At 42.9% G+C, this 14,466-nt stretch carries 13 protein-coding genes, 2 pseudogenes and 1 other annotated feature; all 15 genes and pseudogenes read left to right on the top strand.

What is annotated here, in order from left to right:
* Positions 1–203 precede the first annotated feature (203 nt).
* The 15 genes and pseudogenes from ftsA to NXM86_RS12685 all read left to right on the top strand — a co-directional run bounded on the left by ftsA (position 204) and on the right by NXM86_RS12685 (position 14,435).
* The gene (gene ftsA / locus NXM86_RS12755; protein WP_015863362.1) at positions 204–1,478 is read left to right on the top strand and encodes a cell division protein FtsA; all 1,275 of its coding nucleotides are present in this window, start codon (positions 204–206) and stop codon (positions 1,476–1,478) included.
* A gap of 25 nt (positions 1,479–1,503) precedes the next feature.
* Positions 1,504–2,637: a cell division protein FtsZ gene (ftsZ, locus tag NXM86_RS12750; RefSeq protein WP_062678264.1), complete on the top strand. Its 1,134-nt coding sequence runs from the start codon at positions 1,504–1,506 to the stop codon at positions 2,635–2,637.
* A gap of 505 nt (positions 2,638–3,142) precedes the next feature.
* The gene (gene spoIIGA / locus NXM86_RS12745) at positions 3,143–4,069 is read left to right on the top strand and encodes a sigma-E processing peptidase SpoIIGA (protein WP_081189422.1); all 927 of its coding nucleotides are present in this window, start codon (positions 3,143–3,145) and stop codon (positions 4,067–4,069) included.
* 51 nt (positions 4,070–4,120) lie between these two features.
* Positions 4,121–4,840: an RNA polymerase sporulation sigma factor SigE gene (gene sigE, locus NXM86_RS12740; protein WP_015863365.1), complete on the top strand. Its 720-nt coding sequence runs from the start codon at positions 4,121–4,123 to the stop codon at positions 4,838–4,840.
* A 119-nt stretch (positions 4,841–4,959) separates the two neighbouring features.
* On the top strand, positions 4,960–5,739 hold the full coding sequence (sigG, locus tag NXM86_RS12735; protein WP_062753466.1) for an RNA polymerase sporulation sigma factor SigG: 780 nt from the start codon (positions 4,960–4,962) through the stop codon (positions 5,737–5,739).
* Between the two features lie 89 nt (positions 5,740–5,828).
* Positions 5,829–6,071, top strand: a complete 243-nt coding sequence (locus NXM86_RS12730) for a YlmC/YmxH family sporulation protein (RefSeq protein ID WP_015863367.1) — start codon at positions 5,829–5,831, stop codon at positions 6,069–6,071.
* Positions 6,072–6,164: 93 nt separating this feature from the next.
* Positions 6,165–6,982, top strand: a pseudogene (gene pgeF, locus NXM86_RS12725) (peptidoglycan editing factor PgeF).
* Between the two features lie 3 nt (positions 6,983–6,985).
* Positions 6,986–7,663, top strand: a complete 678-nt coding sequence (locus NXM86_RS12720; protein ID WP_081189382.1) for a YggS family pyridoxal phosphate-dependent enzyme — start codon at positions 6,986–6,988, stop codon at positions 7,661–7,663.
* 12 nt (positions 7,664–7,675) lie between these two features.
* Positions 7,676–8,109 (top strand): annotated as a pseudogene (locus tag NXM86_RS12715) (cell division protein SepF).
* Between the two features lie 6 nt (positions 8,110–8,115).
* Positions 8,116–8,385: a YggT family protein gene (locus NXM86_RS12710; protein WP_062678259.1), complete on the top strand. Its 270-nt coding sequence runs from the start codon at positions 8,116–8,118 to the stop codon at positions 8,383–8,385.
* Positions 8,386–8,433: 48 nt separating this feature from the next.
* Positions 8,434–9,207 carry a YlmH family RNA-binding protein gene (locus NXM86_RS12705; RefSeq protein WP_097354292.1) on the top strand — a complete coding sequence of 258 codons (774 nt, stop codon included), beginning with the start codon at positions 8,434–8,436 and terminating at the stop codon, positions 9,205–9,207.
* A gap of 74 nt (positions 9,208–9,281) precedes the next feature.
* A complete protein-coding gene (locus NXM86_RS12700; RefSeq protein WP_015863373.1) occupies positions 9,282–9,794 on the top strand; it encodes a DivIVA domain-containing protein in 513 nt (170 codons plus the stop codon).
* Positions 9,795–9,840: 46 nt separating this feature from the next.
* Positions 9,841–10,058 (top strand) — a binding site (T-box leader).
* Between the two features lie 106 nt (positions 10,059–10,164).
* Positions 10,165–12,936, top strand: coding sequence for an isoleucine--tRNA ligase (gene ileS, locus NXM86_RS12695; protein WP_171698652.1), 2,772 nt, complete (start codon positions 10,165–10,167; stop codon positions 12,934–12,936).
* Between the two features lie 117 nt (positions 12,937–13,053).
* Positions 13,054–13,521, top strand: coding sequence for a signal peptidase II (lspA, locus tag NXM86_RS12690; protein ID WP_171698653.1), 468 nt, complete (start codon positions 13,054–13,056; stop codon positions 13,519–13,521).
* On the top strand, positions 13,521–14,435 hold the full coding sequence (locus NXM86_RS12685) for an RluA family pseudouridine synthase (RefSeq protein ID WP_081189379.1): 915 nt from the start codon (positions 13,521–13,523) through the stop codon (positions 14,433–14,435). The genes lspA and NXM86_RS12685 overlap by 1 nt, the downstream gene beginning before the upstream one ends.
* The last annotated feature ends 31 nt before the right edge of the window (positions 14,436–14,466 follow it).

Here is a 14,466-nt window from a genome sequence, read left to right as displayed (position 1 = left end):
ATAAGCAAGCGTATCCGTTATAGATTAAAAGATGAATAGAGAATAACGCAATTGTGTGGCATATACGAGATATATAAATTTCAGCTTAAAGGAGGTGTCACTGCTTACTAAAATACGTAATAGGGCCGCAAGAAAATGGATGAGAAGCCACAGTTGCAGACGGAAGCGGTGCATATACGATTTTAGTAGGCAGGTACCAAAAGATGAGCAGCAATGAGATCGTCGTTAGTCTTGACATTGGCACGTCCAGTGTTAAAGTCATAATCGGAGAAATGCTAAATGAATCTATTAACATTATTGGAGTAGGAAATGTAAAATCGGAAGGACTTAAAAAAGGGTCCATAGTGGATATAGATAAAACGGTGCAATCGATCAAAAGAGCGGTTGAGCAAGCGGAACGGATGGTTGGTTTAACGATCCGCCGTGTCATTGTTGGTGTGACGGGCAATCATGTCCAGCTTCAAGACTGCCACGGCATCGTTGCTGTTTCCAGTGAAAACCGCGAAATTACCGATGAAGATGTTGCGCGCGTGATGGATGCCGCGCAAGTCGTATCGATTCCTCCAGATCGGGAAATTATTGGCGTGATTCCGCGGCAGTTTATCGTTGATGGGTTAGATGGCATTAACGATCCGCGCGGAATGCTCGGTGTCCGTCTTGAAATGGAAGGAACGATTATTACCGGTTCGAAAACGATTTTACATAACTTACTCCGCTGTGTAGAAAGAGCTGGACTGGAAATAAGCGATATTTGCCTGCAGCCGCTTGCTGCTGGTTCTCTTGCTTTGTCAAACGATGAGAAAAACTTAGGGGTGGCGTTAGTCGATATCGGTGGCGGTTCCACGACTATCGCTATTTTCGAACAAGGATTTTTACAGGCCACTTCCGTTTTGCCAGTAGGAGGGGATCATATTACAAAAGATTTATCGATCGGGCTCCGAACATCGACGGAAGATGCAGAAAGGATTAAACTAAAGCATGGACATGCTTTTTATGACTATGCTTCTGAAGAAGAAGTATTTATCGTGCCGGTTATCGGGACTGATCAGCATCAGCAATTTAGTCAATTAGACATTGCCGATATTATTGAGGCAAGGCTGGAAGAAATTTTTCAAATGGTTCAACATGAAATCCGCAAGCTAGGATTTCGTGATTTGCCAGGCGGCTATGTGCTAACTGGCGGAGTAGCAAATATGCCAGGAATATTAGAATTGGCTCATGTCGTATTAGGAAGCAGCGTTCGCATTGCTATGCCTGATTATATAGGTGTGCGCGATCCGCAGTATACGACAGGAGTAGGGCTGATCAAGTTTGCTTATCAACAAGCGATGCTGCAAGGGAAATCGGTTCCTGTTGCTGCATCGGTTGCGGAGCCTGTTGAAAAACATCCGCAAAAGCAATCACAACCGAAACAAAAAAAGAAAGAAGCGACTCTTGGAAAAAAAGTAAAAAAATTTTTCGGGTATTTCTTTGAATAGAGATTGAATTTGGGAGGATTTAGTTATGTTGGAGTTTGACACTACAATTGATCAAATGGCAACGATTAAGGTGATTGGTGTTGGCGGCGGCGGTAACAACGCTGTAAATCGAATGATTGAGCACGGTGTACAAGGTGTTGAGTTTATTGCTGTCAATACGGACGCACAGGCGTTAAATTTATCGAAAGCACCAACAAAGCTGCAAATTGGCGCAAAATTAACGCGCGGTTTAGGCGCAGGTGCAAATCCGGAAGTAGGGAAAAAAGCAGCGGAAGAAAGTAAGGAGCAAATTGAAGAAGCGCTGAAAGGCGCTGATATGGTGTTCGTTACTGCAGGAATGGGCGGTGGAACAGGAACTGGGGCTGCTCCAGTTATTGCTCAAATCGCCCGTGAATTAGGAGCATTGACTGTTGGTGTCGTTACCCGTCCATTCACATTTGAAGGGAGAAAACGGGCGACACAGGCAGCAAGTGGTATTGCCGCGATGAAAGAAGCAGTCGATACATTAATTGTCATTCCAAACGACCGCTTGCTAGAGATCGTCGATAAAAACACACCGATGTTAGAGGCATTCCGTGAAGCAGATAACGTTCTTCGTCAAGGTGTACAAGGTATTTCGGATTTAATCGCAGTGCCAGGTCTTATTAACTTAGACTTTGCCGATGTGAAAACAATTATGTCCAACAAGGGCTCTGCGCTAATGGGCATCGGGATTGCAAGCGGGGAAAACCGGGCGGCGGAAGCGGCCAAAAAAGCAATCTCTAGTCCATTGTTAGAAACATCGATTGATGGAGCACAAGGTGTTTTGATGAACATTACTGGCGGCACGAATTTAAGCCTTTATGAGGTACAAGAAGCTGCCGATATTGTCGCATCTGCGGCTGACCAAGATGTTAATATGATTTTCGGCTCGGTCATTAATGAAGACTTAAAAGATGAAATTGTTGTAACGGTTATTGCGACTGGGTTTAATGAAAATGTGGCATCACAATCGCGCCCATCCCGTATTGGAATTGGTACGATTCCGAAAGTAACAGCAGCACCAAAACGGGAAAAACACGAAGAAGCCGTACAAGATTATGCGGCGTTGCGTTCCGCGCAAGCCGAAGATCCGCTTGACATTCCTGCTTTTCTTCGCAATCGCAATCGCCGCCGCTAAACGAAAGAGCGCGAATCTTTTATGGTTCGTGCTCTTTTTCTTTTTCTATGATATCTCCAGCCAACGTTTTATTCAACTAAATAATCCTCTTCCAGCGCGTATCGCGGAAGCTAGGATGGTGACATGGCGGCCTTCCGCTTTTCTTATTGTCTAGCTCGGCGGCTAGCTCTCTTGTGCGAAATAACCTTCTCCCTTGAAGTGCAAGCACTTCAGCGGTCGAAGAACATTTCGCTTCGAGAGCTAATCGCGCCGCCTCCGCTTTTCTTTATTGTCTAGCTCCAGGCGCCATCGGCTCGCGACGCTTCGGTCCCGCTGCGGCGGCAACAGCCTCCTCGCGGGCCTTCAGCGCGTGTCGCCGATAAGCGGGCGCCTTCCGCTTTTCTTGTTTCTTTGACAAAAATTCCTGTATTTCACCATCATAAATTGACAGACTTTCCAATAAGATGTACTATATACTATTTTCAGAAACTGCTTGTTTTTGTTGTGAGTGAAGGAGGCTGTTTGATTGGCCGTTTATTTGGATGTCATTTGGTTATTAAATGTTTGTTTTGACAGTTTATTGCTTTGGTTGACAGCAATTATGTTAAAGCGGGATGTCGTGTGGTGGCGAGTGTTGTTTGGAGCGTTTATTGGCGCATCTCTTGTTGTAATGATGTTTACACCGTTTTCTATGTATGCTCAGCATCCGGCAATCAAAATTGTGTTCTCATTTCTCATCGTTTTCGTTACATTTGGATTTAAACGAATAAGGTATTTTTTGGAAAATTTATTTGCCTTTTATTTTGTGACGTTTACGGTCGGAGGAGGTATGATTGCCGTCCATTATTTTTTGCAGCGGCAAATCGATATTCATGCAAGTGTGTTAACAACGTATTCGCTCGGTGTGGGCGACCCGGTCAGTTGGATGTTTGTTTTATTAGGATTCCCAGCCTTATGGTTATTTTCGCGAGCACGCATCAACGGGATTCGCGAAAAAAAGTTGCGATTTGAACATATTGTCGACGTCCTTATTGTATTTGATGGCATACCTCTTCAATTAAAAGGACTCATTGATAGCGGCAACCAACTATATGATCCACTATCGAAAATGCCTGTCATGATTGTTGAGATGAATAAAGTAAAGGAAGTGCTGCCGGAAGAATTAGTGCAACATATCCAGTTAGGAAAATCAATGGATTGGATCAATAATGAGCAATTGGAAAAGTGGGTGCATCGTCTGCGTATTGTTCCATATCGGGTTGTAGGGAGCGAACAACAATTTTTAGTTGCGATTAGACCAGACCGCATCATGATTTTTTACGAACAACAATGGCTGGAAATCCAAAAAGGGCTTGTCGGATTAAACGAAACCATTTTATCTGCTGATGGAGAATATGAGTGTATTATACATCCGAAAATGGTACAAACGGGGAAGAGGCTCACAGCTTCATGATTCGTTACTATATCATACTCGCTTTTTGCTAATTTAGAAGGGGGGATTTTGATGAAAACGTGGAAACTTCGTATCATTTATTTTTGGTATAAGTTATTGGCGAAGTTAAGGATTAAAGCGGATGAAGTGTATTATATCGGTGGAAGTGAGGCGCTGCCGCCACCGTTGACAAAAGAAGAAGAAGAGATGTTGATTAAAAAGCTTTCATCTGGGGATGAAACTGCACGGTCACTGCTTATTGAGCGCAATTTACGGCTTGTTGTATATATTGCGCGCAAATTTGAAAATACGGGAATTAATATCGAGGATTTGATTAGCATTGGAACGATCGGACTTATTAAAGCAGTAAATACGTTTAATCCAGAGAAAAAAATTAAATTAGCGACATACGCTTCTCGTTGCATTGAAAATGAAATATTAATGTATTTGCGCCGCAATAATAAAGTGCGTGCGGAAGTATCGTTTGATGAACCTTTAAATATTGATTGGGATGGTAATGAATTATTGTTATCAGATGTGCTTGGCACGGAAGATGATGTGATTACGAAAGACCTTGAAGCAGATGTCGATCGGCGTCTTTTATTCAATGCGCTAAGGCAGCTTAGCGACCGTGAAAAACAAATTATGGAACTTCGTTTCGGGCTTTCAGGCGGAGAAGAAAAAACACAAAAAGATGTTGCCGATTTGCTTGGCATATCGCAATCTTACATATCACGGCTAGAAAAGCGGATTATTAAGCGGCTTCGCAAAGAATTCAATAAAATGATGTAAAATGACGGCAATGGTTTCGCATTGCCGTTTTTTTATGCATGGATCTGCGTGCATATTTTTCCTTCCGGAGGAGATACTGAAAATGGACGACTTAGCATCTCCTGATGGGAGGGAACAACTTGACAAGAAACAAAGTTGAGATTTGCGGAGTAGACACATCTAAGCTCCCTGTACTAAAAAACGAAGAAATGAGAGAATTGTTTAAGCGAATGCATGAAGGGGATTTGGAGGCAAGGGAAAAATTAGTGAATGGCAATTTGCGGCTTGTATTGAGCGTCATTCAACGCTTTAATAATCGCGGTGAATTTGTGGATGATTTATTTCAAGTTGGTTGTATCGGACTTATGAAATCGATTGATAACTTTGATTTAAACCAAAATGTAAAATTTTCGACATATGCAGTACCGATGATTATTGGAGAAATTCGCAGATATTTGCGCGATAATAATCCGATTCGCGTATCTCGCTCGCTTCGTGATATTGCCTATAAAGCGTTGCAAGTGCGTGAAAAGTTGATGAGCGAGACGGCGAAAGAGCCTTCGGCGGAAGAAATTGCAAAGGTGCTTGGCATTCCTCATGAGGAAGTGGTGTTTGCCTTAGATGCAATCCAAGACCCTGTTTCGTTATTTGAGCCAATTTATAACGATGGCGGTGATCCGATTTACGTGATGGATCAATTAAGTGATGAACGCAACCGTGATAGCCAATGGATTGAAGAAATTGCGCTAAAAGAAGGACTGCGCCGTCTAAATGAACGAGAAAAAATGATTATCCGCAAGCGTTTTTTCCAAGGAAAAACGCAAATGGAAGTTGCCGAAGAAATTGGAATTTCCCAAGCGCAAGTATCGCGGTTGGAAAAGGCGGCGATTCGTCAAATGAATAAAAACATTCAAGTATAAGAGCTGCTCGTTCAGCTCTTTTCTTTTTTACATAAGCCACTAGGCAAACTCATATAGTTATGATAAGAGAAGAAAGCGGGGGATATTGAATGATGAGAATTTCTGAGTTTCAAACAAAAGATGTGGTAAACGTTGCAAACGGAAAAAAATTAGGCAATATCGGGGACATAGATATTGATTTAGAGACAGGGCAAATACAATCACTGATTATTTTAGGATCAGGGAAAGTACTCGGTTTATTTGGCCGGGAGGAAACGACAGTCATCCCGTGGCAAAATATCGTCAAAATTGGTGCGGACGTTATTTTAGTACGTTTGCATGAAAGCGAGTAAATAAAAAATAAGGATTATCATGTTTAAGCAAACTATGATAAAATAGGAAAAAAAGTGATAAAAATCAACAAAAAAGATATGAGGTTGACGAGGATGTCAGACATTTTTCGACAAATAGAAAAGGAATTGTTGATGCTGCAGTCGCATTCGTTTCCTCAGATCGTCGCTGGATTTACGACGAAACATGGAGGAGTGAGTAAAGGAGCGTTTGCGACATTCAATTTAGGGCTGCATGTTGGGGATGACCCTCTTTTGTTTGCAGCAATCGACAGCGTTTGGCGGATTTGTTGCAATTTCCACTTGAACGGTGGATATGTTGCGACCAAATACATGATGTTCACATTGAAAAGGTGACAACCGACCACGGTGGAAAAGGAACAACGGATTATCAGTCCGCTATAGCGGGTACGGACGGTCTGTATACAGAAGAGGCAAGATTATTGCTTGCCTTATGTTTTGCTGATTGCGTACCGCTTTATTTTATGGCTCCGAAACATGGCATGATTGGCCTTGCTCATGCCGGATGGAAAGGAACAGTAAAAAACATTGCGGGAGAAATGGTTCGTCTTTGGCATGAGTGTGAGCAAATTCCTCTTGAGGATATATACGTTGTGATCGGCCCTTCGATTGGCGCTTGTTGCTATATCGTCGATGACCGTGTGATCACGCGCGTCGATCGCGTTTTGGAAGGGGAAGAGAAGCTTCCGTATAAGCAGGTGAGCATAGGGCAATATGCTCTTGATTTAAAAGAGCTGAATAAAGTATTACTGATAAAGGCAGGAATTCATGAAGAACATATTGATGTTTCCGGGTATTGTACGAGTTGTGCTGATCATTTGTTTTTCTCTCATCGCCGTGATCAAGGAAAAACAGGAAGAATGATGGCGTTTATCGGCAGGAAGGAGGAATGAATGATGACGGTTCGCGACAATTTAGCAATCATTCGAGAAAACATTGAAGCAGCGTGCCAACGAGTAGGACGCAACCCTGCCGACATTCGCATTGTTGCCGTTACGAAATATGTAAGTGTGGAGCGGGCGAGAGAGGCGCTAGAAGCCGGCATTACCGATTTGGGAGAAAATCGTGATGACGGGTTGTTGAAAAAATATGAAGCGTTGGGCGCGGAGCCGACATGGCATTTTATTGGCACACTGCAATCACGAAAAGTGAAAAATATTATTGACAAAGTGGATTATATTCACTCGCTTGACCGTATGTCGCTTGCTAAAGAAATCGAAAAGCGAGCAACGAAGCGGGTGAAATGTTTTGTTCAAGTGAACGTATCGGGTGAAGCGACTAAACATGGATTAGCAAAAGAAGAAGTGATTCCGTTTATTCAACAGCTGCAAGATTTTTCGCATATTGAAGTGATTGGTTTAATGACGATGGCGCCTTATACAGATGATGAATCTATTTTACGTACATGCTTTCGTCAATTAAAATTATTGCAAGAAAATGTACAAGCATTACATATTCCAAACGCTCCATGTACGGAACTGTCTATGGGGATGTCCAACGATTACGTGATCGCCATTGAAGAAGGCGCAACTTTTATTCGCCTTGGCACATCGCTTGTTGGAAAAGAATTTTAGGAGGTGAAATCAATGGGATTGATAAAAAAATTTAAAGATTATTTTTTAGAGGAAGACTATGAGGAATATGAAGAATATGAAGAGGAATATGAGGAAGAGGAAGAAATGCGGCAAGCGACAAAGGCAAATACCAAATCCAATGTGGTGAGCTTACAAAGCGTGCAAAAGTCGTCGAAAGTAGTATTAATTGAGCCAAGAGCATATGCGGAAGCGCAAGAAATCGCTGACCATTTAAAAAATCGCCGCGCGGTTGTGGTGAATTTACAACGAATTCAACACGAACAAGCAAAGCGTATTGTCGACTTTTAAGCGGTACCGTATATGCCATTGGAGGAGATATTCAACAAGTTGGCACAAAAATTTTTTTGTGCACGCCAGATAACGTAGATGTGACTGGTTCGATTTCCATCGATAGTGACGATGATACATCAATGAAGAGGTGGTAGCCGTTTATGCACAGTTTGCTTTGGTTTTTGAGTACATTGATTCAAATTTATTCGTATGCGCTAATTATTTACATTTTGATGTCATGGTTTCCCAATGCTCGTGATACAAAAGTCGGCCAAATGCTTGCGACGATTTGCGAGCCATATTTAGAACCGTTTCGCCGCATTATTCCACCAATCGGAATGATTGACATTTCTCCGATCGTCGCTTTTTTAGTGCTTGAATTTGCGACAAAAGGGTTGTATGCCCTTTTTGATATGTTAAATTTAGTGTGAGGAATCCATCATAGGGTTCCTTTCTTCATGGAAGTTAGGTGTGAACAGATGGAAATATACCAGCATTTTCGCAAAGAAGAACATCATTTTATTGACCAGGTATTAGAGTGGCAAGAAACGGTAAAGAGACAATACGCACCAAAGCTTACTGACTTTTTAGATCCACGTGAGCAACAAATTGTGCAAAGCGTCATCGGTCGCGATGAGGAGGTTCGCATTGCTTTTTTTGGCGGCGCCCCGTTTGTGGAGCGCAAAAGAGCGCTATTGTTCCCGCCATATTTTCAGCCCGCGGATGAAGATTATGAAATTGCTTTGTTTGAGGTCCATTATCCGAGCAAATTTATCAGCCTAGAGCATCGCCAAGTGCTAGGGGCGCTCATGTCGCTTGGGTTGAGGCGCGGAAAATTTGGTGATATTTTAATGAAGGAGGAACGGGTTCAATTTTTGGCGGCCAACGAAGTGGCGGACTATATCCGCCTACATTTGCACGCAATCGGAAAAGCAAATGTTTCGGTAGAAAAAAGGCCATTGACAGAGATTATCACGTTAGAAGAAAAGTGGCAAGATACGACCATTACCGCTTCATCATTAAGGCTGGATGCAATATTATCACAAGCATTTCATGTATCACGGCAAAAAATTCAGTCATTCATTGAAAATGGATTTGTAAAAGTAAATTGGAAAATCGTTGAACAAGCACATTTTGAATGCCAACAAGGAGACATTCTTTCCGCGCGCGGATTTGGCCGCTGTAAAATTATATCCATTGAAGGAAAAACAAAAAAAGAAAAGTGGCGCATTCGAATCGGAATACAAAAATAATCGAATGGTTGCAGGAATTGATAGAAAAATGTCGAATGATAAGGAAAAGGAATTTCGAGACGGAGGTGGCCATTGTGCCTTTAACGCCATTAGATATTCATAATAAAGAGTTTAGCCGAGGTTTTCGCGGCTATGATGAAGATGAAGTAAATGAATTTCTTGATCAAGTCATTAAAGATTATGAAATGGTGATTCGCGAAAAAAAGCAACTTGAGGAAAAAGTAGCGGAATTGACAGAAAAACTAAATTACTTTACTAATATTGAAGAAACATTAAACAAATCGATTTTAGTTGCCCAAGAAACAGCGGAAGAAGTAAAGCGAAACGCGGAGAAAGAAGCGAAACTAATCATTAAAGAAGCGGAAAAAAATGCGGAGCGCATCATCAGCGAAGCGCTTGCGAAATCGCGGAAAATCTCTCTTGAAATTGAAGAACTAAAGCGGCAATCGAAAGTATTTCGCATGCGTTTTCGCATGCTCATTGAAGCGCAACTAGAAATGTTGAATAATCGCGATTGGGATGATTTAATGGAATATGAAGTGCCAGAATTAGAAACAAAGGAGAAGGAAGAACTCTCCCAATCTTGACGACCATTGATTTTTTCGCATATAATATCGAATAAAATGAACATAGGCGTTAACGATGAAAGGGACAGTAGCTCTTTCAACGCTTATTTCAGCGAGCTGGGGATGGTGGAAGCCTGGCATAAGCGAAAGAGTGAAGATCACCCTGGAGTTCCATGCTGAACGGAAAAGTAGGCAGTGGCGTGTCATTCACGTTACGAATGCAAAGTGGGCTATGGCATACATAGCCAATAAGGGTGGTACCGCGAGACCGTTCTCGTCCCTTTTTGGGAGAGAGCGGTTTTTTTGCGTTTCTACTGTCTTTCCAACTTGATCAGCTGCTTATCTATTTCGCTCATTTATACATGAAATAATAAGGATAGGAGGAATGAACATGGATTACAAAGAAACGCTGTTAATGCCACAAACGGAATTTCCAATGCGCGGAAACTTACCGAAGCGTGAACCGGAAATCCAGAAAAAATGGGAAGAAATGGACATTTATCGAAAAGTGCAAGAACGGACAAAAGGACGCCCGTTGTTTGTTCTGCATGACGGGCCGCCGTACGCGAACGGCGATATTCATATGGGACACGCTTTAAATAAAATTTTAAAAGATATTATCGTCCGCTATAAATCGATGAGCGGCTATTGCGCGCCATACGTTCCTGGATGGGATACACATGGACTTCCGATTGAAACAGCGCTCACGAAAAAGGGAGTTGACCGAAAATCGATGAGCGTTGCGGAATTTCGCAAGCTTTGTGAACAATATGCGTATGAACAAATTAATAATCAGCGCGAGCAATTTAAGCGTCTTGGCGTGCGCGGTGATTGGGAAAATCCATATATTACGTTGAAACCGGAATATGAAGCACAACAAATTAAAGTGTTTGGCGAGATGGCGAAAAAAGGACTTATTTATAAAGGCCTAAAGCCGGTATATTGGTCTCCATCAAGCGAATCGGCGTTGGCGGAAGCGGAAATTGAGTATAAAGACAAACGTTCCCCTTCCATTTATGTTGCATTCCCAGTGAAAGATGGAAAAGGAGTGCTTGACGGAGACGAAAAAATCGTCATTTGGACAACAACGCCTTGGACGATTCCAGCAAACTTAGCGATTGCCGTTCATCCAGACCTTGATTATCAAGTGGTGGAAACAAACGGTGCAAAATATGTCGTTGCTGCTGCGTTATTAGAATCTGTTGCGAAAGAAATCGGCTGGGACGAAGTAACGGTTGTGAAAACGATCAAAGGAAAAGACTTAGAATATGTCGTGGCAAAACATCCGTTTTATGACCGCGATTCTTTAGTCATTTGCGGTGAACATGTTACGACAGACGCCGGAACAGGATGCGTTCATACCGCGCCTGGACATGGGGAAGATGACTTTATTGTCGGGCAAAAATACGGCTTGGATGTGCTATGTCCAGTCGATGAGCGCGGCTATATGACAAGCGAAGCGCCAGGCTTTGAAGGACTGTTTTACGATGAAGCAAACAAAGCGGTTACACAAAAATTAGAAGAAGTCGGGGCGCTTTTAAAACTCAGTTTCATCACTCACTCGTATCCGCACGACTGGCGTACGAAAAAGCCGACGATTTTCCGTGCTACGACACAATGGTTTGCATCCATCGATAAAATTCGCAGTGAACTGCTTCAGGCCATTAAAGAAACAAAATGGATTCCGGAATGGGGCGAAATCCGCATCCATAATATGATTCGCGACCGCGGCGACTGGTGTATTTCCCGTCAACGTGCATGGGGGGTACCGATTCCAGTCTTTTACGGGGAAAACGGTGAACCAATTATTACGGATGAAACGATTGAACATGTATCCAACTTGTTCCGCCAATATGGTTCGAACGTTTGGTTTGAGCGTGAGGCGAAAGATTTATTACCGGAAGGATTTACGCATCCATCAAGCCCGAACGGTATCTTTACGAAAGAAACAGACATTATGGATGTATGGTTTGATTCCGGTTCTTCCCATCAGGCAGTACTTGTAGAACGTGATGATTTACAACGCCCGGCAGATTTATATTTAGAAGGTTCCGACCAATATCGCGGCTGGTTTAACTCTTCGCTTTCGACTGCGGTCGCTGTTACCGGTAAAGCACCGTATAAAGCTGTATTAAGCCACGGATTTGTTCTCGATGGAGAAGGACGGAAAATGAGTAAATCGCTTGGCAATGTCGTTGTGCCGGCGAAAGTGATGGAACAGCTTGGTGCCGACATTTTGCGTTTATGGGTTGCTTCTGTTGATTATCAAGCGGACGTTCGCATTTCTGACAGCATTTTAAAACAAGTGGCGGAAGTATATCGCAAAATTCGCAATACGTTCCGCTTTATGCTCGGAAACTTATTCGACTTTAATCCAGAAACAGATGCGGTTCCGGTTAACGAATTACGTGAAGTCGACCGCTACATGATTGTAAAATTAAACCATTTGATTGAAAACGTAAAGCATGCCTATGAAACGTATGATTTTGCGTCCATTTATCACGATGTGAACAATTTCTGTACTGTTGATTTAAGTGCTTTCTATTTAGATTTTGCAAAAGATATTTTATATATCGAAGCGCCAAACGATCGCGCCCGCCGTTCGATTCAGACGGTATTGTACGAAACGGTTGTCGCGTTAACAAAGCTTGTAGCGCCGATTTTGCCGCATACTGCAGAGGAAGTATGGGAGCACATTCCAAATCGAAAGGAAAAAGAAGAAAGCGTTCAACTTGTTGATATGCCAGAGACAATAAACATTGACGAAGAAGACGCGATTGTTGCAAAATGGGATGCGTTTATGAACTTGCGCGATGATGTGTTAAAAGCGTTAGAAGTGGCGCGCAACGAAAAAGTGATTGGCAAATCGTTGACCGCAAGCGTTACGGTATATCCGACAAAAGAAGCGCGACAATTGCTTGGATCGATCGAAGAAGATCTAAAACAGTTATTTATCGTATCCGAGTTTACGATTGCAGATGACTATGAACACGCTCCAGAAGATGCGCAAAAATTGGCCAATGTGGCCGTTATCGTCAAACCGGCGGAAGGAGAAACATGCGAGCGTTGCTGGGTGGTGACTCCGGAAGTAGGAAAAGATGCAGATCATCCGACATTATGCCCTCGATGCGCCCATATTGTGAAAGAACATTATTCCGCCTAAAGCTGGCGGAGCTGCCGGATTGCGGCGGCTCCGCTGTTTTTATCGCATCATCCAATTGTCTATAATTGCCTGATTATGCTACAATGCATTAGGTATGATATACGTGAGTGGGGGGATATGGTGATATACTATATCATTGCGCTGGCGGTCATCGCCATCGATCAGTGGACGAAATGGCTCGTTGTAAAATATATGCAGCTTGGTGAAAGTATTCCGATCATTCCGAACGTGCTTTATATCACCTCACATCGTAACCGCGGAGCGGCATGGGGTATTTTACAAGGGCAGTTTTGGCTGTTTTATTTGATTACCGTAATCGTTGTCATTGGGTTAGTCGTCTATATTCAGCGTTTGCCGCGCGGAGAGCGGTTGTTTGGAATTGCTTTGGGCCTTATGCTTGGGGGAGCGATCGGCAATTTTATTGACCGGGTTTTCCGCAAAGAAGTCGTTGACTTTATTCATACATACATTGGCACATATAGCTTTCCAGTGTTTAATATTGCTGATTCCGCGCTTTGTATCGGTGTAGCGTTTGTCTTTATTAAAACGTTTTTTGCTGGAAAAACAGAAAAGGAGAATCGGTAATGGATGTTATTCAATTTCATATTGATGCGGAATACGACAATGAACGGATTGATAAAGTGATTGCAGCATTAAATGAAGAATGGTCTCGTTCCAAAGTGCAGCAATGGATAAAAGATGGGCTTGTCACCGTTAACGATCAGCATGTCAAAGCGAATTACAAGAGTTCAGCCGGCGATGTCGTTGTCGTTCGCCTTCCGGAACCGGAGCCGCTTCATGTCGAGCCAGAGAATATTCCGTTAGATATTTATTACGAGGATGCTGATGTTCTTGTTGTCAATAAACCGCGCGGCATGGTCGTTCACCCAGCACCAGGGCATATGCGCGGCACGCTCGTAAACGCCTTGCTTGCCCATTGCACCGATTTATCAGGCATTAACGGAGTGCTTCGTCCGGGTATTGTGCATCGCATTGATAAAGATACATCTGGATTATTGATGGTTGCCAAAAACGATATGGCGCACCAGTCGCTTGTCGATCAACTTGTGAAAAAAACGGTGACGCGAAAATATAAAGCGATTGTTCATGGAGTAATTCCGCACGATTACGGCACGATTGACGCGCCGATCGGCCGCGATAAACGAGATCGTAAAAAAATGACGGTAACAGAAGAAAACGGAAAAGAGGCGGTCACTCATTTCCGTGTGTTAGAACGTTTTCGCCACTATACGTTTGTCGAATGCCAATTAGAAACAGGAAGAACCCATCAAATTCGCGTGCATATGAAATATATTGGCTATCCGTTAGCGGGCGATCCGCAATACGGACCGAAAAAGACGCTGCCAATTGACGGGCAGGCTTTACATGCAGGAGTGCTCGGATTTACCCATCCGCGCACTGGAGAATATTTGGAGTTTGAGGCGCCACTTCCGCCTGAGTTTGAGCATCTTTTACAATTGTTGCGAAAAGGTGATTGACAACTAGACAAAGAAAACGTACAATAAGGTC

The sequence above is a fragment of the Geobacillus sp. CX412 genome, assembly GCF_027942335.1.
In the GTDB taxonomy this organism is placed as follows: Bacteria; Bacillota; Bacilli; order Bacillales; family Anoxybacillaceae; genus Parageobacillus_B; species Parageobacillus_B toebii.
The sequence above is the reverse complement of the archived record's forward strand: the minus strand, read 5'-3'. Positions and strand labels throughout refer to the sequence as shown.